Annotated in this window: 21 protein-coding genes; 1 reads left to right on the forward strand and 20 read right to left on the reverse strand. The window is 65.2% G+C overall.

Annotation, left to right across the window (positions count from 1 at the left end):
• Nucleotides 1–39: 39 nt before the first annotated feature.
• The 16 genes from bioB to D769_RS05535 all read right to left on the reverse strand — a co-directional run bounded on the left by bioB (nucleotide 40) and on the right by D769_RS05535 (nucleotide 15,900).
• Entirely contained in the window at nucleotides 40–1,077 is a 1,038-nt protein-coding gene (gene bioB, locus D769_RS05460) for a biotin synthase BioB (RefSeq protein ID WP_008642857.1), read from the reverse strand.
• Between the two features lie 40 nt (nucleotides 1,078–1,117).
• Nucleotides 1,118–1,873, reverse strand: a complete 756-nt coding sequence (bioD, locus tag D769_RS05465) for a dethiobiotin synthase (RefSeq protein ID WP_008642859.1) — start codon at nucleotides 1,871–1,873, stop codon at nucleotides 1,118–1,120.
• Entirely contained in the window at nucleotides 1,870–3,090 is a 1,221-nt protein-coding gene (gene bioF, locus D769_RS05470) for an 8-amino-7-oxononanoate synthase (RefSeq protein ID WP_008642861.1), read from the reverse strand. Before bioF ends, bioD begins: the two co-directional genes overlap by 4 nt.
• Complete coding sequence (bioA, locus tag D769_RS05475) at nucleotides 3,080–4,546, reverse strand: adenosylmethionine--8-amino-7-oxononanoate transaminase (protein ID WP_040010896.1); 1,467 nt, start codon at nucleotides 4,544–4,546, stop codon at nucleotides 3,080–3,082. The genes bioF and bioA overlap by 11 nt, the downstream gene beginning before the upstream one ends.
• 219 nt (nucleotides 4,547–4,765) lie before the next feature.
• Complete coding sequence (locus D769_RS05480; RefSeq protein WP_008642865.1) at nucleotides 4,766–5,554, reverse strand: enoyl-CoA hydratase/isomerase family protein; 789 nt, start codon at nucleotides 5,552–5,554, stop codon at nucleotides 4,766–4,768.
• A gap of 60 nt (nucleotides 5,555–5,614) precedes the next feature.
• Nucleotides 5,615–6,544, reverse strand: coding sequence for a prolyl oligopeptidase family serine peptidase (locus D769_RS05485; RefSeq protein ID WP_008642867.1), 930 nt, complete (start codon nucleotides 6,542–6,544; stop codon nucleotides 5,615–5,617).
• Nucleotides 6,545–6,604: 60 nt separating this feature from the next.
• Nucleotides 6,605–7,030 carry a YchJ family protein gene (locus D769_RS05490; protein WP_008642869.1) on the reverse strand — a complete coding sequence of 142 codons (426 nt, stop codon included), beginning with the start codon at nucleotides 7,028–7,030 and terminating at the stop codon, nucleotides 6,605–6,607.
• Nucleotides 7,027–7,710: an HAD family phosphatase gene (locus D769_RS05495; protein WP_008642870.1), complete on the reverse strand. Its 684-nt coding sequence runs from the start codon at nucleotides 7,708–7,710 to the stop codon at nucleotides 7,027–7,029. The genes D769_RS05490 and D769_RS05495 overlap by 4 nt, the downstream gene beginning before the upstream one ends.
• The gene (locus tag D769_RS05500; protein WP_008642872.1) at nucleotides 7,707–8,366 is read right to left on the reverse strand and encodes a 2-hydroxychromene-2-carboxylate isomerase; all 660 of its coding nucleotides are present in this window, start codon (nucleotides 8,364–8,366) and stop codon (nucleotides 7,707–7,709) included. The genes D769_RS05495 and D769_RS05500 overlap by 4 nt, the downstream gene beginning before the upstream one ends.
• An 83-nt stretch (nucleotides 8,367–8,449) precedes the next feature.
• On the reverse strand, nucleotides 8,450–9,580 hold the full coding sequence (locus D769_RS05505) for an acyl-CoA dehydrogenase family protein (RefSeq protein WP_008642874.1): 1,131 nt from the start codon (nucleotides 9,578–9,580) through the stop codon (nucleotides 8,450–8,452).
• 16 nt (nucleotides 9,581–9,596) lie between these two features.
• Complete coding sequence (locus D769_RS05510) at nucleotides 9,597–10,277, reverse strand: SDR family oxidoreductase (protein ID WP_008642875.1); 681 nt, start codon at nucleotides 10,275–10,277, stop codon at nucleotides 9,597–9,599.
• A gap of 49 nt (nucleotides 10,278–10,326) precedes the next feature.
• Nucleotides 10,327–11,511 (reverse strand): acetyl-CoA C-acetyltransferase, encoded by a 1,185-nt coding sequence (locus D769_RS05515; protein WP_008642878.1) that lies wholly within the window; start codon nucleotides 11,509–11,511, stop codon nucleotides 10,327–10,329.
• 41 nt (nucleotides 11,512–11,552) lie between these two features.
• Nucleotides 11,553–12,224 carry a carbonate dehydratase gene (gene can, locus D769_RS05520; RefSeq protein ID WP_008642880.1) on the reverse strand — a complete coding sequence of 224 codons (672 nt, stop codon included), beginning with the start codon at nucleotides 12,222–12,224 and terminating at the stop codon, nucleotides 11,553–11,555.
• Entirely contained in the window at nucleotides 12,221–14,044 is a 1,824-nt protein-coding gene (gene aceK / locus D769_RS05525) for a bifunctional isocitrate dehydrogenase kinase/phosphatase (protein ID WP_008642882.1), read from the reverse strand. Before aceK ends, can begins: the two co-directional genes overlap by 4 nt.
• A gap of 126 nt (nucleotides 14,045–14,170) precedes the next feature.
• Entirely contained in the window at nucleotides 14,171–15,352 is a 1,182-nt protein-coding gene (locus D769_RS05530) for an isovaleryl-CoA dehydrogenase (protein ID WP_008642884.1), read from the reverse strand.
• A 113-nt stretch (nucleotides 15,353–15,465) separates the two neighbouring features.
• Nucleotides 15,466–15,900 (reverse strand): MerR family DNA-binding transcriptional regulator, encoded by a 435-nt coding sequence (locus D769_RS05535; protein ID WP_040010899.1) that lies wholly within the window; start codon nucleotides 15,898–15,900, stop codon nucleotides 15,466–15,468.
• A gap of 132 nt (nucleotides 15,901–16,032) precedes the next feature.
• On the opposite strand from D769_RS05535, the gene D769_RS05540 reads away from it, so the two are divergent.
• Nucleotides 16,033–17,112, forward strand: coding sequence for an MBL fold metallo-hydrolase (locus tag D769_RS05540; protein WP_008642886.1), 1,080 nt, complete (start codon nucleotides 16,033–16,035; stop codon nucleotides 17,110–17,112).
• On the opposite strand, the gene D769_RS05545 is transcribed toward D769_RS05540, so the two are convergent.
• The 4 genes from D769_RS05545 to D769_RS05560 form a co-directional block, all read right to left on the reverse strand.
• A complete protein-coding gene (locus tag D769_RS05545; protein ID WP_008642887.1) occupies nucleotides 17,113–17,955 on the reverse strand; it encodes a helical backbone metal receptor in 843 nt (280 codons plus the stop codon).
• The gene (locus tag D769_RS05550; RefSeq protein ID WP_040010897.1) at nucleotides 17,955–18,752 is read right to left on the reverse strand and encodes an SDR family oxidoreductase; all 798 of its coding nucleotides are present in this window, start codon (nucleotides 18,750–18,752) and stop codon (nucleotides 17,955–17,957) included. The genes D769_RS05545 and D769_RS05550 overlap by 1 nt, the downstream gene beginning before the upstream one ends.
• A gap of 91 nt (nucleotides 18,753–18,843) precedes the next feature.
• Nucleotides 18,844–19,482, reverse strand: a complete 639-nt coding sequence (locus D769_RS05555) for a thiol:disulfide interchange protein DsbA/DsbL (RefSeq protein WP_008642890.1) — start codon at nucleotides 19,480–19,482, stop codon at nucleotides 18,844–18,846.
• A 144-nt stretch (nucleotides 19,483–19,626) separates the two neighbouring features.
• Nucleotides 19,627–20,014 (reverse strand): SPOR domain-containing protein (locus D769_RS05560; RefSeq protein ID WP_008642891.1); only part of this gene is annotated, 388 nt, incomplete at its 5' end.

Here is a 20,014-nt window from a genome sequence, read left to right on the forward strand (position 1 = left end):
CCTGTTTCCCACGTTGTGGGAAACAGGTGCCAGGACGGCTTACCCCGCGTAGCCTTCGGCGCGGATATCCAGACGCGCCAGCAGCGCACGGTCACGGTCAGCCTGGGGATTGCCGGTGGTCAGCAGCTTCTCGCCGTAGAAGATCGAGTTCGCGCCCGCCATAAAGCACAGTGCCTGCAGCGCCTCATCCATGGCCTCGCGACCGGCGGACAGGCGCACCATCGCGCGCGGCATCGTGATACGGGCCACCGCGATCGTGCGGACAAACTCGAACGGGTCCAGCGCCTCGGTACCCGCCAGCGGCGTGCCTTCCACCTGCACCAGGTTGTTGATGGGCACCGACTCCGGGTACGGGTCCATATTGGCCAGTTGTGCGATCAGGCCGGCACGCGCCTCACGGGCTTCGCCCATGCCAACGATGCCGCCACAGCAGACGTTGATGCCGGCTTCGCGCACATGGCCGATGGTGTCCAGGCGATCCTGGTACGTACGCGTGGTGATGATCTTGCCGTAGAACTCGGGCGAGGTATCGAGGTTGTGGTTGTAGTAGTCGAGGCCAGCGTCCTTCAGACGCTGCGCCTGTTCGGCCTTGAGCATCCCCAGCGTCACGCAGGTTTCCAGGCCCATCGCCTTGACCTCGCGCACCATGTCGATCACGGGCTCAAGGTGGCGTTCCTTCGGCTCGCGCCATGCCGCGCCCATGCAGAAGCGCGTGGCGCCGTTGGCCTTGGCCGCCTTGGCGGCGTCGAGCACGGCTTCCAGGTCCATCAACTTCTCGGCCTTCACGCCCGCATCGTGGTGGGCGCTCTGCGGGCAGTAGCCGCAGTCCTCCTCGCAACCACCGGTCTTGATCGACAGCAGCGTGGAAAGCTGCACGGTGTTGGCATCGAAGTGCTCGCGATGCACTTGCTGGGCGCGGAACAGCAGGTCGTTGAACGGCAGTGCGAACAGTGCGGCGACATCGTCGACACGCCATGCATCGCCCTCCTTCGGCGCGGCGGCCGCGATATTGCGGGCCGACTGGCGCAGGGCTTCGGCGGAAATGGTGGCGACGGTCTGGTTGGCTTGTTGCGTCATGATCGGTATGGGGTTCGGTAGTGGATTCGGCTTGGCCACTTCACGCGCGAGGCGTCGCGGCACTGTGATGGGGAACAACGGATGGCGCGGCCGATAGCAGCGGCGCGAGGTCGAGGTACTGGGCTGCCACGGCGGGCGCGACCTGCCACGGCAGTTCGCCCAGCAGCGGTACTTCGAGCGCATCCTGCAGCGTGACGATGTTCTCGCTCGGCAGCAGCATGTCGGGGTCGATACGGTTGGCGATCCAGCCTGCCAGCCTGAGGCCGCGCGCGCGAATCGCTTCGGCGGTCACCATGGCGTGACTGAGGCAACCCAGGCGGATGCCGACCACCATGATCACCGGCAGGTCGAGCATCACGGCCAGGTCCGCCGTGTTCCAGCGCGCGGCGCCCATGTCGAGCGGCACGATGAAGCCGCCCACACCTTCGACCACCACGGCCTCGGCGTGCTGGCGCAACGACTCGAATGCATCGCGGATCGGCTCGGGCGTAATGCGCGCGCCTTCCAGCGCGGCGGCCAGGTGCGGCGATACCGGCGTGCGAAAGAAGAACGGGCACATCTCTTCCTGCGGCACGATCACCGAGCCGGCCGCGCGAAGCTGATCGACGTCGTCGTTCTGCCACTGGTCGTCGAGCCATTCTCCGCCCGCGGCGATGGGCTTCATGCCCACCGTGCTGTAACCCGCGCCATGCAGCGCGTGCAGCAGCGTGGCGGTCGCATGCGTCTTGCCCACGCCAGTATCGGTACCGGTGATAAAGCAGGCGAAGCGTTCTGGCCGGTCTGCGACGCCGGTCATGCGGCCTCCTTGTGCAGTTGAGGCACGGCGCGCGCGATTGTCTCGAGCAGCCGCGCCACGTCGGCTGCCGAGTGCGATGCCGACAGCGTGATGCGCAGCCGCGCGGTACCGGCAGGCACCGTCGGCGGGCGAATCGCCCCAACGCGAATGCCTTCGGCTTCGAGCGCGGCCGACAGCGCCAGCGCGGCGGCATTGTCGCCAACGATGAGCGGCTGGATCGCGGTCTCGCTCTCACCGAGCGACCACCCCGCCTGAGCGGCCAGCACCGCGAGCCCCGCGCGCAATTGCGCGATCAGCCCGGTCAGATGCGCCCGGCGGGAGCGGCCCTCCTCGCCTGCGATGATTTCCAGACTCGTCAGCAGCGCGTGGGCCACCGCCGGCGGTGCTGCCGTGGTGTAGATGTATGGGCGCGCCGTGTTGATCAGGTGTTCGACGATCGTCTCATGCGCGGCGACGAACGCGCCCGCCACGCCAGCGGCCTTGCCGAGCGTGCCAATGTAGATCAGCCGCTCCGAACGCAGGCCCAGGTGTTCGAACACGCCATGGCCGTTCTCGCCGAGCACGCCAAAGCCGTGCGCGTCGTCGACGATGATCCATGCATCATGGCGTTCGGCGACGTCCAGCAGCGCCGCCAGCGGTGCGATATCGCCATCCATGCTGAAGACGCTATCGGTCACGATCAGCTTCAAGGCAGTCGTGCTGGCCGCCAGCAGCGCGTCAAGCGCCCCGGTATCACCATGTGGGTAGCGCTGGACATCGGCACGCGCCAGACGCGCGCCGTCGATCAGCGAGGCATGGTTGAGCGATTCGCAGAACAGCGTCGCACCCGCCGCGCCGAGCGACGTCAGCACCGCCAGGTTCGCCATGTAGCCGGTGCAGAAATACAGCGCCTGCGCCTGCGGGATGTATGGCGCCAGCCAGCGCGCCAGTTCGCGCTCGAGCTGCGCATGCGCCAGCGAATGCCCGCTGACCAGGTGCGATGCCCCGCTGCCCGCACCGTAGCGATGCGCGCCTTCGGCCAGCGCGTGCGCGATCGAGCCGTGATTGGCCAGGCCCAGGTAGTCGTTGCTGCAGAACGTGAGCAGCGGCGTGGGTGTGGCGTCGATCCCGCCCACCGACTGGTGCGGCGCGCAGGCCGTGTGAGCAATGCGGCGACGGCGCGTCAGCGACTGGGCTTCGCGTTCCGCGGCCACGCGTTTCAGGTGATCAAGCAACATGGCGTGCCTCCTCCGCCGGATCGAGCACTGCCTGCAGCGTGTCCAGCAATTGTTCACCGAGCCAGTTAGCCAGCCCGGCATCGAAAACATACGGCGGCATCACGTAGAGCGTGTGCCCGATCGGGCGCGCCAGCACGCCGCGTTCGCGCGCGGCCAGATGGAAACGTCCGGCAAAGTTCGCCCCCGCTGCCTGCGGGTCGATGTCGGCGGCCCAGATCATGCCGCGCTGGCGCACATGGCTGACGCGCGGGTCGGCGGCAATACCGGCCATCGCCGTGCCAAGCCATTGCGCGCGCTCGCGGTTGCTGGCGAGCACGTCTTCGGATTCGAACAGGTCCAGCGTGGCCAGCGCGGCCCGGCAGGCCAGCGGATTGCCCGTGTACGAATGCGAATGCAGGAAGCTGCGCGCGATATCGTCGGCCACGAACGCACGCTGGATCTCGGGACGCGACAGCACCAGCGACAGCGGCAGGTAGCCGCCGGTAATGCCCTTCGACAGACACAGGAAATCCGGCCAGGCATGCGCGGGCACGGCGTCGCCGCCGCGTGCCTGCTCCCAGGCGAAGAACGTGCCGGTGCGGCCACAGCCCACGGCGATCTCGTCGGCGATCAGGTGCACGCGATAGCGATCGCACAACGCGCGCGCGCCTTCGAGATATGACGGGTCGTACATCGCCATGCCAGCCGCGCCCTGCACCAGCGGCTCGACGATCAGCGCCGCGATCTGGCCGGCACGCTCGCGCAGCAGTGCTTCGAGTTCGGCCAGCGCCCGGGTGGCCACATCGGCGGCGGATTCACCGCGCGCGGCCTGGCGTGCATCGGGAGACATCACCACGTGGGCGCGGCGCGTCAGCGGATCGTAGGCATCGCGGAAGATCTCCACGTCGGTCACGGCCAGTGCGCCCACGGTTTCGCCGTGATAGCCATGGCGCAGACAGACAAACTCGCGCTTGGCCGTGAGGCCGGTGTTGCGCCAGTAGTGGAAGCTCATCTTGAGCGCGATCTCGACGGCAGAGGCGCCATCAGACGCATAGAACGCGTTGCCGAGCGCGCCACCGGTAAGCGCCGTCAGCCGCTCGGCCAGTTCCACGGCCGGTGCGTGCGTGCAGCCGGCCAGCATCACGTGTTCCAGTGTCTGCAGTTGTTCGCCGATGGCGGCGTTGATGGCCGGGTTGGCATGGCCGAACAGATTGACCCACCAGGAGCTGATGGCATCGAAGTAGCGCTTGTCGCCAGCGTCGATCAGCCAGGGCCCTTCGCCACGTGCGATGGCGAGCGGCGGCTCGTTGGCGCTGGCGTCGGGACGCAGGCGCGTGCACGGATGCCACACGGCGCGCTGGCTGCGTGCCGCGAGCGACGTGTCACCGCCTCCGGAATCGAGGACAGGATGTGTCAAAGGGACTCTCCTATGAGTGTCCGCCCGCGCATCACGCACGGCCGGATGTGGGAAGCTCATGGTAGGAAGGTCCCCGCCGGATTGGCAAACCGGCCGCACTCAGCCAGTTGAGTGCAATTTCACAGACGTTGGACGATCTTGTCGCCCGCAGTGCTGCGCACTTCGCCCTGCTACCTGCTACGCGCCGATAACATCGGCTAACGCGCTACAAAAAAAATCTCTCGATGTGGCGGGGCCGCACCCTCCCGCAAGCGCGAGAGGGCTGGCGCCCGATTGCCGTTACTGCGGCTTCCACGCAGGCGCGCGCTTTTCCAGGAACGAACGCACGCCTTCGCGGCCCTCCTCCGACGCGCGGATGACCGCGATCCGGTCCGCGGTATCGGTCAGCAGGTCCTTGTCGATGGCGCGGCCGGCCACGTCCTGCACCAGCCGCTTGCTTTCGCGCACGGCATTCGGGCTGTTGCCGACCAGCGCCGCGGCCAGTTCGGCCACCTTGGCGTCGAGCCCCGCTGCCGGCACCGTGGCATGGACGAAGCCGATGCGCAGCGCTTCCGCCGCATCGAACCGCTCGGCGGTGATGAAGTAGCGGCGCGCGGCCTGTTCGCCCATCGCGCGAATCACATACGGGCTGATCGTCGCCGGCAACAGGCCCAGGCGCGCTTCGGACAGGCAGAAGTTCACGCCCTCGGCCGCTACCGCCACATCGCACGCCGCCACCAGACCCACGCCACCGGCATAGGTATCGCCGTGCACACGCGCGATCACGGGCTTCGGGCAGGACCAGATCGTGTGCAGCATCTGCGCCAGCGTCAGCGCGTCGGCGCGGTTCTCGTCATTCGAGTAACCGGCCATCTTCTTCATCCAGTTCAGGTCCGCGCCGGCACAGAAGGCCGGGCCGTTACCCGCCAGCACGATCGCACGCACGTCGGGCGTATCGCCAAGCGCACGGAACGCGCCGGTCAGTTCCGCGATGACCGTCTCGTTGAATGCGTTGCGGACGTCGGGCCGATTGAGCGTGACCGTCGCGACGTGACGTTCAGCGGTAACCGTAAGCGTGGTGAATTGCATGTCTCCTCCGAGAAACGGATGTGTAATGGACGGGGCCGAATTCCGTCGAATCCGGCCAACTCAGGATTTCTGGCGCCGGTTGCTGGTCACGCCACGCGTGACGGGCTCGGACTCCGGCGGCTGCACGTCGAAAGGCAGGCCGTGGTCGCGGAAGAAGGCTTCCACCTCTGGCAGCCATACGGCGATGCCCGCGCTGTCGCTGAAAAGCTGGTGCGAATCGCCATCGAACTCGCCGACGTCGACAAAGCGCGTGTCCTTTGCCGCGCCGCTCACGTTGGCCTTGTAGCTGTTGAACATCCGCTCCGGCAACGGCCACGGCCAGAAGCGGTCGTTGTCGCCATAGATCCAGAGCGACGGATAGCGCGCGCCGCGGCCGTAGTCGCCGAACACATCGACCAGGTTGTTTTCCCATCCGCTGCAGCTTTCATTGCGCAGCCCGCCGGCGAAGTTGATCACGCCGACCACGCCCGGATAGCCGATCGTGGACAGCGCCATGGTCGACAGGCCGCCAAACGACTGGCCAATGACGACGATGCGCGTCGGGTCCACGTAGGGCTGCTCCACGAGGTAATCGAGCGCGGCGATCACATCCTCGGCCTGCGCCATGCCGTTCGCGCCGACATCGCAGCTTCCGCCGACGTACTTGCCGCCAGACTTCGAAAAGCCTTGCCGCATCGGCAGCGCCACCACGAAACCGCGCCGCACGAATTCGGCGGTCTGCGCGGCAAAGCGCGCGCGCCGCTGAAACGCCGGTTTGCCCGGCGTCTTGCCGTGGTTGATCACCACGAGCGGCCGGCGTCCTTCGCCGGGTGGCCGGAAGATCGTCGTTTCCAGGTCCACCGTGTCCTCCGCGCCGACCTTCGGCACCATCACGACCTGCTCGATCGTATGCGCGGGCAGAGCCACCTGAGCGATGGCCGTCGCGCACCAGATCAGGCCAGCGAGCGCGGCTGCGATGCCGCAGATGGAGGAGACGACACGAGACTTCACAACCAACCTTCTTCAGAAAACGTTACTGGCGCAATTCGCCAGGATGCATTGCAGCGCCGGTCAGGCCGGTTCGTGCAGGTCACCATCCACGTAGAGCCAGCGCGACGCTTCGCCCGGCTCACGCGACTCGAATACAAAACGGCTCAGCTCATGCAGCCGGTGCGCGCGGCCACCCACCTTGTAGCGTGCGACGAACTCGACTGTGGCATGCGTGGCGTCCTGCTGCGCGTGGGACTTCACGGTCAGCCCGAGCCAGTTCGTGCCGGGATCGGCCGAGAGGTCCTGCGGGCAGGTCGACGCGTGCCAGGTCTGGCGCAGCCAGCTCGCGTCACCCAGCACATAGGCGCTGTAACGCGACCGCATCAGCGCCTCCGCCGTGGGTGGCGATGCCTCGCCGCGATGGAAGCGGCCGCAGCACGTGTCGTAGGCGCCGTTGCCGCAGGGGCACGGTGCCGGGCCTGCGCCGGCCCGACGCTTGTTCGTCATCCGATCAGCCCCGGCAACTGGCGCATGTCAGTGAAGATCGTCGTCACGCCGACCGCGCGCAAGGCGTCGGCGTTGGTGCTCGCGGCGTAGCCAAACACCGTCATGCCGGCAGCGACGCCCGCCGTGGCGCCGGTGGGACTGTCCTCGATCACCGCGCAGCGCGACGGATCGACGCCCATCGTGCGCGCGGCCAGCAGGTACACATCGGGCGCGGGCTTGCTGTGCTCCACCTCGGTGGCCGAGAAGATGTGCTCGCGCGCGGCATCGTCGGTGAACAGTTCCACCAGCTTCGTGTGGTTCAACTGCAGCTTGACCTTGATGCGGTCGGCGCCGGACGCCACGCACACCGGCAGGCCACGTGCCTTGATGGCTTCGATCGCCTGACGGACGTGCGGCACGGCTTCCAGTTCCTCGATGAGCGCCGCGTCGCGACGCACGAACCACTCGGACAGGAAATTCCTGGGCAATGGCTTGCCCAGGCGCGCCTCGATATTGCCAAGCTCGTCACGCACCGCCCGTCCGAGGAACCACTTCATGGATTCCTCGAGCGTGATCTCGATGCCAATCTCGTTCAGCACGCGATTGAGCACGCGATGCACGATCGGTTCGCTATCGACGAGCACGCCGTCACAATCGAAAATCACGCAATCGAAGCGTGCGGCCTGGTTTGCTGCGGTCATGCGGGTTTCTTTTCCTTGTTGAGTTCGTTACCGCCGACGGCGCGCAGTTCGGTCTGCCGCCGGCTCTTCAGATAGGCCTCGACCTGGTCGAAGCGGTCGAAGCCCCAGAACGGTTCGCCGTCGACGATCACGAACGGCGAGCCGAACACGCCCTTGGCCATCGCCACGTCGATCTCGGCCTTGAGCTGGTCCTTGATCTGGTAGTTGTTGGCGCCTTCATTCATGGCGATCGGGTCGACGCCGAGCGGTTCGGCCAGCTTCGCCAGCTCGGCGGGTTCGGCAATGTTGATGTCGTCGACAAACAGCGCGCGATACACGGCCTTGGCAAACGCCGTGGCCACATCCGCACCGTGGTTGTTCTGCAGCCATAGCATCGCGCGCGCTGCATGTTGCGTCGGCAGTGGGAAATGCGTGGGCCGCTTGTAGTCGATATGGTTGAATTCCGAGGTCCGCTCAAAATCGCGCCAGCAGTAATCGCCCTTGAGCGGAATGCTGGGAAGCGGCGACGAGCCGGTTGTCTTGAACACCACGCCGAGCAGGATCGGATGCCAGATCACATAGCGGCCGTACTTCTGGGCAATATCGTCGATGCGCGTGCTGGCGAAGTAGCCATAGGGCGAGGAGAAATCGAAGTAGAAGTCGATGGGGGCGGTCATCGCAAAGGCTCCGGTTCACAGACAACGGTTGAGGAAAGTGCGGATACTCGTGTTCGTATTCGTATTCGTATTCGAGATGCCTGTCAGCCAAGCGCGCGGGCGATCAGGATCTTCTGGATATCGCTGGTCCCTTCATAGATCTGACATACGCGCACATCGCGATAGATGCGTTCGACGGGGAAATCGGTCACGTAGCCGTACCCGCCGAACACCTGGATGGCATCCGAGCATACCCGCTCGGCCATCTCGCTGGCGAACAGCTTGGCCATGGCCGCTTCCTTCAGGCAGGGCCGGCCGGCATCCTTGAGCGATGCGGCATGCCACACCATCTGGCGCGCCACATCGATCTGCGTCGCCATATCGGCAAGCCGGAACTGCACGGCCTGGTGCTGGAACAGCGGCTGCCCGAAGCTCTCGCGCTCCTTGGCGTAGACCAGCGCCGCCTCGAATGCCGCGCGCGCCATGCCGATGCTTTGCGACGCGATACCGATGCGACCGCCTTCGAGACCGGAGAGCGCCATCTTGTAGCCCGCGCCCTCCTCGCCAAGCATGTTCGCGGCCGGAATCCGGCAGTTCTCGAACACGATCTGCGCGGTGTCGGAAGAGTGCTGGCCCAGCTTTTCCTCCAGACGCGCGACGATATAGCCGGGGGTTGACGTCGGCACCAGGAACGCGCTGATGCCGCGCTTGCCCGCGGCCTTGTCGGTCACGGCCATCACGATCGCCACGTCGGCATGCTTGCCACTGGTGATGAACTGCTTCACACCGTTGAGCACGTAGTGGTCGCCATCGCGCGTGGCCGTGGTGCGCAGCGCCGATGCGTCGGAACCGACGTGCGGCTCGGTCAGGCAGAACGCGCCGAGCATGTCACCTTGCGCCAGCGGCACCAGCCACTGCTGCTTCTGCGCATCGCTGGCGAAGGCCATCAACATGCTGCACACCGGGCAGTTGTTGACGCTGATGACGGTGGAGGTGCCGCCATCTCCGGCCGCGATCTCTTCCAGGATCAGCGCGAGCGACAGATAGTCGAGCCCGGCGCCGCCAAGGGCTTCGGGCACGGCCACGCCGTAGGCACCCAGACGCGCCAGCTCCTTGTGCACGTCCTTCGGGAACGTCTTGTCGCGATCCCATCGGGCGGCCTGCGGTGCGATGACATCCTGCGCGAACTGCCGCACGGCGTCACGGATCATTTCCTGTTCAGGTGTCAGCAGCATGTTGTTACCGGGTCTCTTACCAGGGAATCGACGTACCGTCGTAGTTGTGGAAGCTGCCGTTATCGTGACGCGCTACGCCGGCCAGCACGCGGCGCATACCCGCCACGCTCTGCTGCGGCGTGAGGTCGGCCTTCGGGCCACCCATGTCGGTCTGCACCCAGCCCGGATGCAGTGCCACGCAGATCGCATGGCGCGCATCGAGCGAAATGGACTTCAGCGCGGCGTTCACCGATGCCTTGCTCACGCGATAGAGCCAGCTACGGTTGCTGTCCATCGCGCCGATGCTGCCCATGCGCGACGACAGCACTGCCAGCACGCCACCGCGGCCGTGATTGCCGGATTCGACGAACGGCAGCAGCACCGGCAGCGCCATCATCGGACCGAGCACGTTGGTGTGCATCACCGCGTCGAATTCCTCGCGGGTCACCGGCTCCGCCGTTTCCGAACGCGGGCCGATCACGCCGGCGTTGTAGATCGCCACATCCAGCGTCTCGCCATCGAGCTTCCAGGCGAGCCCCGCCACGGCGGCCGCGTCGGTCAGGTCGAGCTTGTGCGCTTCCGCGCCGAGCGCCGTGAGCGCAGCAACGCCCTCGTCGCTACGCGCGGCGGCGATGACGCGCCAGCCATCGGCGCGGTACTGCCGGACAAATTCGAGACCCAGGCCGCGCGAGGCGCCGAGGACGAGAACGGTGGGCATGGTCAGCCTCCTGTGGATGGTTGCGAGTGCGTCGGGAAAGTCAGTAACGTCAGTAGAGTTCGATGCCGACCGCCGTGGCTTCGCCGCCGCCGATGCAGAGGCTGGCCACGCCGCGCTTGCCGCCGGTCTTGCGCAACGCGCCGATCAGCGTGGTCATGATACGTGCGCCGGAAGCGCCGATCGGATGGCCCAGCGCACATGCGCCGCCGTGGATGTTGACCTTGTCGCGCGGAATGTCGAGATCGTGCATCGCGGCCATCGGCACCACGGCAAAGGCCTCGTTGATTTCGAACAGATCGACGCTGCCGGTGGTCCAGTCGAGCTTGCGATACAGCTTGGCGATGGCCTCCACCGGCGCGGTGGTGAACCAGCCCGGCGCCTGCGCGTGGGACGTATGGCCGAGCATTCGGGCGATTGGCTGCAATCCGAGCGATTTCGCGGTGGATTCGCGCATCATCACCAGCGCCGAGGCGCCGTCATTGATCGACGACGACGACGCGGCGGTGATCGTGCCGTCCTTGGCAAACGCCGGCTTCAGCGACGGGATCTTGTCAACCTTGATGCGGCGCGGCCCCTCATCGGTGTCGATGACGGTATCGCCACCCTTGCCCGACACCGTCACCGGCACGATCTCCCAGCGGAAGTCGCCCTGCTCGGTGGCACGCTGGGCGCGGCGCACCGACTCCATCGCGAACGCATCCTGCTGTTCGCGCGTGAAGTGGTACTTGGCGGCGCAGTCCTCGCCGAAGGTGCCCATGGCCCGGCCCTTGTCGTACGCATCTTCCAGGCCGTCCAGCATCATGTGGTCGTAGATCATGCCGTGGCCGATGCGATAGCCACCACGCGCCTTCGGCACCAGGTATGGCGCGTTGGTCATGCTTTCCATGCCGCCGGCCACCGCGATATCGAACGATCCGGCCAGCAGGCCGTCGTAGACGCTCATCGCCGCACGCATGCCGGAGCCGCACATCTTGTTGACGGTGGTACACGCCACGTCGAGCGGCAGGCCCGCGCCAAGCGCGGCCTGTCGGGCGGGCGCCTGCCCCTGTCCGGCTGGCAGCACGCAGCCGAACACCACCTCCTCCACCTGCTCAGGCTTGATGCCCGCGCGCTCGACCGCCGCGCGTATCGCGGCGGCGCCAAGCTGCGGCGCCATCAGACTGCTCAGTTCACTCTGGAACGCACCCATCGGGGTACGCACCGCGGAAACGATAACGACTGGGTCCTTCTGCATGTCTGTCTCCTGAAGCAGGGGTGGAGCTTCGTGGGTTGAAATCAGCGAATCGATGCTTGTGGCGGATCGCCGTACTGGCGCAGTGCGGCTGCAATCTGCGCGTGCAGTTCGTCGTTGTTGCTGGCGGCCATGCCGAGATCGCGCAGCAGACCGTCGGACACACCGTAGACCCAGCCATGCACCGTGACGGCCTGACCGCGCGCCCAGGCATCCTGGAGCACGGTGGTCTGGCAGACGTTGTTGACCTGCTCGATCACGTTCAGCTCGCACAGGCGGGTATGCGCGTCGTCCTCGCGCAGCACGGTGCCCAGATAGCCCGCGTGCTTGTCGGCCACATCCTGCACGTGGCGCAGCCAGTTGTCGGCCAGGCCGACACGCTCGCGCTTGAGCGCCACCTTCACGCCGCCGCAGCCGTAGTGGCCTACCACGGTGACGTGGCGAACCTTGAGCACATCGACGGCGAACTGCAGCACCGACAGCGCATTCAGATCGCTGTGCGAAATCACGTTGGCGATATTGCGATGAACGAAGACCTCGCCCGGCGCCAGGCCAAGAATCTGGTTAGCCGGCACGCGCGAATCGGAACAACCGATCCACAGGTACTCGGGGGCCTGCTGGTTGGCCAGGCGCGTGAAGAAGGCCGGGTCTTCCGCGTTGACGCGGTCTACCCATTCGCGGTTGTTGCGGAACAGCTGGGCGATGGCGTCACTCATGCTGCCCTCCTTGGTTCTTCAGTTGCGGGGCCGGTTGCGCCGGACCCGTAGCGGTGGATGAAGCGTTCTTGGCTGTGGTACGCAAAAAAGTCATGGACATGGCCGGCCAGGAGCCGGTCTTTGTGGTGCTGCCACATCGCAGCGTCAAAGAAATCGGGGTGATGCCGCATGAAAGCGGCGCGCACACGCGGATCGCCCAGCAGGAATGTGCCGTAGGTCTCCGGGAAAATGTCGTGCGGACGTACGGTGTACCACACCTCGCCGGACATTTCCTCTTCCTCGTTGCGCGGGGCGGGCACGCGGCGGACGTTGCAGTCGGTCAGATACTCGATCTCGTCGTAGTCGTAGAAGACCACGCGGCCGTGGCGGGTTACGCCGAAATTCTTGTAAAGCATGTCGCCGGGGAAGATGTTCGCGGCGATCAGTTCCTTGACGGCGTTGCCGTATTCGAGGATGCCGTGATCCACCTGCTCGTCCGTTCCCTCCTGAAGCCAGATGTTCAGCGGCGTCATGCGGCGTTCGATATAGACATGGCGCACGACGATCTCGTCCTCGCCCTGCTTGCTGCGCTGGTACTCGATCATCGACGGCGCGTGCTGCTCCAGCTCGCGCACCAGCGCGTCGTCGAAGCGGGACAGCGGGAACGCCACATCGGAGTACTCGAGCGTATCGGCCATGCGGCCCACGCGGTCATGCTGCTTGACGAGCTGGTATTTCGATTTCACCAGTTCGCGCGTGGTCTCCTTCGGCGCCGGGAAGAAATCGCGGATCACCTTGAACACGTATGGGAACGACGGCAGCGTGAACACCAGCATCACCAGCCCCTTGATGCCCGGCGCGCTGATGAATTTGTCCGACGAATGCTGCAGATGATGCAGGAAGTCGCGATAGAACAGGTTCTTGCCCTGCTTCTGCAAACCCAGCGAGGTATAGATCTCCGCGCGCGACTTGCGCGGCAGGAGGTCTCGCAGGAAGGTCACGTAGGCCGACGGGATCTCCATGTCGACCATGAAGTAGGCGTGCGCGAACGAGAACAGGATCAGGATCTGCTCCCGGTGCAGCAGCACAGTGTCCAGCACGAGCTTGCCCGATGCCGCGTGAATGATCGGCACCACCAGTGGATAGGTATGGTCGCCGTTGATCACGCGGCCAATGACGAATGCGGTCTTGTTGCGGAAGAACAGCGACGACAGCGTATGCACCTGGAAATTCGGCGCAATGCGGAATTCGCCGAAGTGCTCGGTGATCGCGCGGGCCACATAGCCGGCATCCCGCTTGAGATCCTCGAACGGACGCTCGAGCTGAAAGTTGTTCACGATCCGCTCGAAGCAGGCCGCCATGCCCTCGCGGCTGCCCGGGTAGTAGGCGCGGTAGGTCGGCTTGATCGGTGACTCCTCGTTCTCGATGTACTCGGTCGAGATCGCGGGGCGCACGAAGATGAAATCGTTGTTGAAGTACGAGCGGTGCTGGATCCGCGTAAAGACCGAGTTGAAGAACGTCTCGGCCAGTTCGGGCTGGTGATGGTTCGTCAGCAGGCCGATGTAGTGCAGCTTGATTTGCTGCCAGATCTCGTCCTCGATGTCCTCCGCGTCGTACTCGTCCTGGAGCGTCACGATGGTTTCGTGCACGCGCTGGTTGTAGAACGCGATGCGGTCCCGTTGCAGTTGCTGCAGGCCATGCCAGTCACCGGCCTCGAAGCGCGCCTTGGCCTCGATGCTGACTTCGCGGAACAGCCGGTAGTGCTTGTCGAAGCCATCCAGCATGGTCCGTGCCACATCGTAGGCAATCTGCGACGAGAGCAGCTTGGGGAAGTGGGACATGGCTCGGAGGGCTCGAAGACTGTGAGAATCGGGCAGGCGGCGATGTTGAGATTGTAAAGGCGTTCGGTGCCGGCCCAATGGCGGCGCCGAACGCCTCATGAAGCACTTTTCTGTCGACTGGGCGGATTACATCGTTTCGGAGAACAATTCGCGGCCAATCAGCATGCGGCGGATCTCCGAAGTGCCCGCACCAATCTCGTACAGCTTGGCATCACGCCACAGGCGGCCGACCGGATATTCGTTGATGTAGCCGTTACCGCCCAGGATCTGCACCGACTCACCTGCCATCCACGTGGCCTTCTCTGCCGTGTACAGAATCACTGCGGCGCAGTCCTTGCGGACCTGGCGCACGTGGTCCGTGCCCAGCGAGTCCAGGTTCTTGCCCACGGTGTACAGATAGCTGCGCGCGGCCTGCAGCGTGGTGTACATGTCGGCCACCTTGCCCTGGATCAGCTGGAACTCGCCAATGCTCTGGCCAAACTGCTTGCGATCATGGATGTACGGCGTGATCACGTCCATGCAAGCCTGCATGATGCCGACCGGGCCGCCCGACAGCACGGCGCGCTCGTAGTCCAGGCCGCTCATCAGCACCTTGGCGCCACCATTCTCGGCCCCGAGGATGTTCTCGACCGGCACTTCCACGTCCTGGAACACCAGTTCGCCAGTGTGCGAACCGCGCATGCCGAGCTTGTCCAGCTTCTGGGCCACCGAGAAGCCCTTCATGCCCTTCTCGACGATGAAGGCGGTCATGCCGCGCGCGCCCAGGTCCGGCTCGGTCTTGGCGTAGACCACCAGCACGTCGCAGTCCGGCCCGTTCGTGATCCACATCTTGGTGCCGTTGAGCACGTAGCGGTCGCCCTTGAAATCGGCGCGCAGCTTCATGCTGACCACGTCCGATCCGGCGTTCGGCTCGCTCATGGCCAGCGCGCCGATCCATTCGCCCGAAACCAGCTTCGGCAGGTACTTCGCCTTCTGGGCCGCCGTGCCGTTGCGGTGGATCTGGTTCACGCACAGGTTCGAATGGGCGCCGTACGACAGGCCGACCGACGCCGACGCGCGGCTGATTTCCTCCATCGCGATCATATGGGCCAGGTAGCCCATGTTGGCGCCGCCGTACTCCTCGGCCACCGTGATGCCCAGCACGCCCAGGTCGCCCATCTTCCGCCAGGCATCCATCGGAAACTGGTCGGTCCGGTCGATCTCCGCGGCGCGCGGTGCCAGTTCGGCCTGCGCCCAGTTGCGCACCGATTCGCGCAGCATCTCGATGTCTTCGCCAAGGTCGAATTTCAGGCCGGGTAGTTCGGTCATGGTGGTGTCTCCTGTTGGTTCGATGGGTTCGATGAGGTCGGTGTCGGCTATTTTATTGACGTTTACGTAAACGTCAATTAGAAGTCGTATGGTGTGCCGCCGGGGCGGCAATCTCAGGCTGTGGGAGTCTTGTTGCCCGCGTTCTTCGCATGTTGGGCAGCCAGCAGCGCCTGGCACTGACGCTCGTGCTGATCGATCTCGGCAAGCTGCGCCTGCAGGTCTTCCAACTGGCGCTCGAGCGTGCCACGGTGGCCGGCCAGGAGATGCAGGAAGCGCTCGAGTTGGGGAGTGGTATCGCGCGGAGACTCGTACAGATCCAGAATTTCGCGGATCTCATTGAGAGTGAGCCCTAACCTCTTGCCGCGCAGCGTCAGCTTCAACCGGGTGCGCTCACGGTTGTTGTAGACACGCCGCCGGCCGCTCGGCCCTTCGCGATCAGGCGCCAGCAGGCCCTGGTCCTCGTAGAATCGTATCGCGCGCGGTGTAATGTCGAACTCGCGCGCGAGATCGGTAATCGTGTAGGTAACGGTTGTTGGCTGAGCCGACATGGTGCGTCCGGAAAAAGTGAACGATCGTTCGTTGCGCAATCAAGTTTTCGTCTAAGATGACGAACAAGCAGAGCGAATTGACGTTAACGTTAGCGTCAAGTCTAGCGCCTTATAACGACCAGAGACAGCCCCATGAACGCACTCGAACACCAGCTCCAATACCCGTTTGGCGAAACCATGCCCGAACCGGGCACCCGGCAGGAAGTCGCACCTGGCGTGTACTGGCTGCGCATGCCGCTACCGTTCGCGCTGGACCACATCAACCTCTGGCTGCTGCGTGACCGTATCGACGGGCGCGACGGCTGGACGATCGTGGACTGCGGCATCACCAACGACACCATCAAGGCGCACTGGGAAACCATTTTCGCCAACGAACTCGAAGGCCTGCCCGTGCTGCGCGTGCTGGTCACGCACTGCCACCCCGACCACGTCGGCCTGGCGCACTGGCTCTGCAAGCACTGGGATGTGCGGCTGTGGATGAGCCTGGGTGACTACATGTCGGCGCGCGTGATGGCCGGCGGCTCGGGCGTCGGCTCGAACGCGGGCGGCGACTTCGCGGCCAGCCACTTCGCCCGTCACGGCATGGTCGATCCCGACAACCTCGAAAAGCTGCGGGCCCGCAAGAGCTACTACCCGTCGCTGGTGCCAGACCTGCCCACCCAGTACCGCAGACTGATAGATGGCGACACGGTCAAGATCGGGGCGGACCCGGCCACCGCGTCGTGGCGCGTGATCACCGGTTACGGCCATGCGCCGGAGCACGTTGCGTTGTTCAACCCGGCCACCAACGTGCTGATTTCCGGCGACATGGTGCTGCCGCGTATCTCGACCAACGTCAGCGTGTTCGACATGGAGCCGGAAGCCAATCCGCTGCAGCTCTACCTGGACTCGCTCAGCAAGTACGAAGGCCTGCCGAAGGATGTGCTGATCCTGCCGTCGCACGGTCGTCCGTTCCGCAATCTTCACACTCGCATCAACCAGCTTCGCGAACACCACGTCGATCGTCTGGCCGAAACGCTGGCCGCGTGCGCGGAAAAGCCCTGCAACGCGCACGACATCGTCAGCGTGATCTTCCGTCGCCAGTTCGACATTCACCAGCTCACGTTTGCGATCGGCGAGGCGCTGGCCCACCTGCACGCGCTGTGGCACCGCGGCGAGCTGGTGCGCGTGGTAGGTGACGACGGGGTGATCCGGTTCAAGAAGGCGGGCTGATCAGAAGCCCTGGGCCAATGACCTGAGGTAGCGCGCGCCGGCCACGGCGCGGCTGCCGTACCACGACAGCATCTCTCCATCGACCAGCAATACCGGCTTGCCGATCTGCCGCTCCAGCGCATCGGCATGATCCTCGGTAAAGCGATAGGGTTCGGTCGACAACAGCACGGCATCCAGCTCGCGCACTAGCGCGTCGCTCCAGCGGAAGGTCGGATAGCGCTCGCCCGGCGCGTTCGGGCGGCTGCAGTCGCCGTCAACGCAGGCGGCCGGCGTGTCCGACGTATCTGCGTCATCGGGCCACGTCGCCCAGTTCACCAGCGCCAGCATCCGGCTGATATAGGTCGCGCGCGACACCGTCATCCAGGGGTCTTGCCAGATCGCATAGAGCACGCGCCGGGCCGGCCAGGTTTGCGCCTGGATGGCATCGAGTTCACCGCGTAACTGCCCCACCAGCGCTTCGGCTTGCGGCCGGCGGCCGAAGATGCCGCCCAGCAGCCGGTAAAGCGCGAAGTTGTCTTCTGGCGCACACGGATGGGTGACGATCACGTGCGGCACGAAGGTGCGGATTTCGTCGACGGTCTCCCGACGGTTTTCATCGATATTGACCACCACGTGCGTCGGAGCCCGTGCGCGCAGGCGATCGAGCTTCACATCCTTGGTGCCGCCGACCTTGGCAACGGCGCGCACTGCCGGCTCCGGATGAATGCAGAAGCCGGTACGCGCCACAAGCTGGTCAGCCAAGCCGAGATCGAACAGCAGTTCGGTGATCGATGGCACGAGCGATGCGATACGGACATCGCCGGATGCCGCCTCATGTACCTGCCCGCCTGCGTCGGTCCACATCATGCGTCCCGGGGGCGGCGCGGCTTGCGCGGCGCGCGCGCGAACAGCGCGTCGTAAAGCCAGCGCGGCATCAGGTGCAGCAGCGAAGCCACAACACCCATCTGCCAGGGGATCACCGCGAAGCGGCTGCCTGCGGCAATTCGCCGCACCGCTTTTTGGGCGAACACCTCGGCATCCATCAGGAATGGCATCCGGTACGGGTTGTGCGACGTCATTGGCGTGCGGATGTAACCCGGTGCAATCGTCACCACGCGAATCTTCTCGTGCGCCTGTTCGAGTCGCAGGCTCTCCAGCAGCTTGATCACCGCCGATTTCGATGCACTGTAGGCCCCGCCGCCGGGCAATCCCCGCACCCCGGCCACGCTGGCGATGCCGACCAGCGTGCCACGCCATCCGTCGGCACCGGGCGGCTGCTCGCGCATCGGCCCGAGGAATGGCTGGAACGTAGTCAGCGTGCCAAACCAGTTGGTGTCCATGACCGCGCGGAACACCTCCAGATCCTCGCGCTCGCTGGCCACGGTACCCACCGAGACGCCCGCGTTGGCGATCACGACGTCGGGACAGCCCACGTTCGCAAGGAAATCGGCGGCCGCGGCCCCCATGGCGTCGACATCGCGAACGTCCACGGCATAGACGCGCACGGCGTCGGGATTGGGCAGCGTGCCCGCGAACGCCCTGAGCGCATCCTCGCGCCGGCCGACCAGGCCAAGCGTGGCGCCCTGCTCCGCGTACGCGCGTGCCAGCGCCTGGCCAATGCCGCTGGAGGCGCCGGTGATAAAGATTTTCTGTGGTTGCATCGCGTCAATATAGCGAAGTCGGAGATTCCAAAGCAGAACGGCCCGGCGCACCACACGGTACGCCGGGCCGTCGTCGGTCAGATCGCGGCGATCAGAGCTTCTTGTCGCGCACGCCCGTGACCAGGAAGTCCATGGCCTGGATGGCGCCAGCCTTGGTGCCTGCGATCGAAGGCGAGGTCTCGTACTTGCCCTGCACCACCACGGTCGGCACGCCGTCGATCTTGTAGGCGTCGGCGATCTTGTTGGCACGTTGCGAGTTGGTAGTCACCGAGAACGAGTTGTAGGTGTCCAGCCACTGCTTCTTGTCGATGCCGTTCTGGGCCATGAAATCGGCGATTTCGTCGGTGGTCAGCATGCGCTTGCGCTGCTTGTGGATCGCGTCGAACACCTTGGTGTGCATCGCGTCCAGCTTGCCCATGGCTTCCAGCGCATAGAAGATCTTCGTGTGGGGCAGCAGGTCGTCGCGGAACGCCACCGGCACGCGCTTGAACACCACGTCCTTGCCCTGCTTCTTGACCCACGCCTCGAGCTCGGGCTCGAAGTCGTAGCAGTGCGGGCAGCCGTACCAGAAGAACTCGGTCACCTCGATCTTGCCGGCCGGCACGGGCTGCGGCGATTTCAGGACCGTGTAGTCCTTGCCTTCCGTCGGCGCGGCCATGGCGGCGGGCGCGGTCATCAGCAGGCCGCTGACAGCGGCAACGGTGGCAAGCAGTGCGGCGATTTTCTTCATGTTCGAAGGGCCTTCCGGTTTATCGAGGGTATGCAAGGGTACAGCGAAGCAGCGGATTGCGTTGTCCAGCGCCCGGCCGGGCCCGGATCTCAGGCTATGACCACGGCGGCGGCGCGCGGTTCACCGCCTGCCGCCGCGAACCTGTTACTGCTTGGTAAAGCGGATCACCGAGGCTTCGAAACCGGCCGATTGCAGGCGGTCACGTGCGCGGTTCATGTCGTCGATGCGGTTGAACGGTCCCAGTCGAACGCGATACATCTTCACGCCGTTGACATCGCGATCCGTCACCTTGGCCTCGAAACCCTGCATGGCCAGGTTGGCTTTCTGACGATCGGCGTCATCCTGCGACCGGAACGCCCCTACCTGCAGCAGGTATCCCACCTTGTTGGCATCGGCCTGGGCAATCTCCGCGATCGGGTCGGCCACCGGCTTCTCGGCCGGACGCGCGGCAGGCTTCTCCGGGGTCTTGCCGGCAACGGTGGAACTGGCGGCGGCGCTGGTGCCGGTGCCGGCATCGGCCGGACGGGTGGTC

Source organism: Cupriavidus sp. HMR-1 (genome assembly GCF_000319775.1).
Taxonomy (GTDB): Bacteria; Pseudomonadota; Gammaproteobacteria; order Burkholderiales; family Burkholderiaceae; genus Cupriavidus; species Cupriavidus metallidurans.

Coding starts and splice junctions, on each gene's coding strand:
- D769_RS05545 (WP_008642887.1), bottom strand. CDS start 17,955: ATGTGGACCGACGCAGGCGGGCAGGTACATGAGGCGGCATCCGGCGAT.
- D769_RS05530 (WP_008642884.1), bottom strand. CDS start 15,352: ATGACCGAACTACCCGGCCTGAAATTCGACCTTGGCGAAGACATCGAG.
- D769_RS05515 (WP_008642878.1), bottom strand. CDS start 11,511: ATGCAGAAGGACCCAGTCGTTATCGTTTCCGCGGTGCGTACCCCGATG.
- bioF (WP_008642861.1), bottom strand. CDS start 3,090: ATGTTGCTTGATCACCTGAAACGCGTGGCCGCGGAACGCGAAGCCCAG.
- D769_RS05480 (WP_008642865.1), bottom strand. CDS start 5,554: ATGCAATTCACCACGCTTACGGTTACCGCTGAACGTCACGTCGCGACG.
- can (WP_008642880.1), bottom strand. CDS start 12,224: ATGAGTGACGCCATCGCCCAGCTGTTCCGCAACAACCGCGAATGGGTA.
- D769_RS05510 (WP_008642875.1), bottom strand. CDS start 10,277: ATGCCCACCGTTCTCGTCCTCGGCGCCTCGCGCGGCCTGGGTCTCGAA.
- bioD (WP_008642859.1), bottom strand. CDS start 1,873: ATGACCGGCGTCGCAGACCGGCCAGAACGCTTCGCCTGCTTTATCACC.
- D769_RS05500 (WP_008642872.1), bottom strand. CDS start 8,366: ATGACCGCCCCCATCGACTTCTACTTCGATTTCTCCTCGCCCTATGGC.
- D769_RS05495 (WP_008642870.1), bottom strand. CDS start 7,710: ATGACCGCAGCAAACCAGGCCGCACGCTTCGATTGCGTGATTTTCGAT.
- D769_RS05540 (WP_008642886.1), top strand. CDS start 16,033: ATGAACGCACTCGAACACCAGCTCCAATACCCGTTTGGCGAAACCATG.
- aceK (WP_008642882.1), bottom strand. CDS start 14,044: ATGTCCCACTTCCCCAAGCTGCTCTCGTCGCAGATTGCCTACGATGTG.
- D769_RS05555 (WP_008642890.1), bottom strand. CDS start 19,482: ATGAAGAAAATCGCCGCACTGCTTGCCACCGTTGCCGCTGTCAGCGGC.
- D769_RS05505 (WP_008642874.1), bottom strand. CDS start 9,580: ATGCTGCTGACACCTGAACAGGAAATGATCCGTGACGCCGTGCGGCAG.
- D769_RS05490 (WP_008642869.1), bottom strand. CDS start 7,030: ATGACGAACAAGCGTCGGGCCGGCGCAGGCCCGGCACCGTGCCCCTGC.
- bioA (WP_040010896.1), bottom strand. CDS start 4,546: ATGAGCTTCCCACATCCGGCCGTGCGTGATGCGCGGGCGGACACTCAT.
- D769_RS05535 (WP_040010899.1), bottom strand. CDS start 15,900: ATGTCGGCTCAGCCAACAACCGTTACCTACACGATTACCGATCTCGCG.
- bioB (WP_008642857.1), bottom strand. CDS start 1,077: ATGACGCAACAAGCCAACCAGACCGTCGCCACCATTTCCGCCGAAGCC.
- D769_RS05550 (WP_040010897.1), bottom strand. CDS start 18,752: ATGCAACCACAGAAAATCTTTATCACCGGCGCCTCCAGCGGCATTGGC.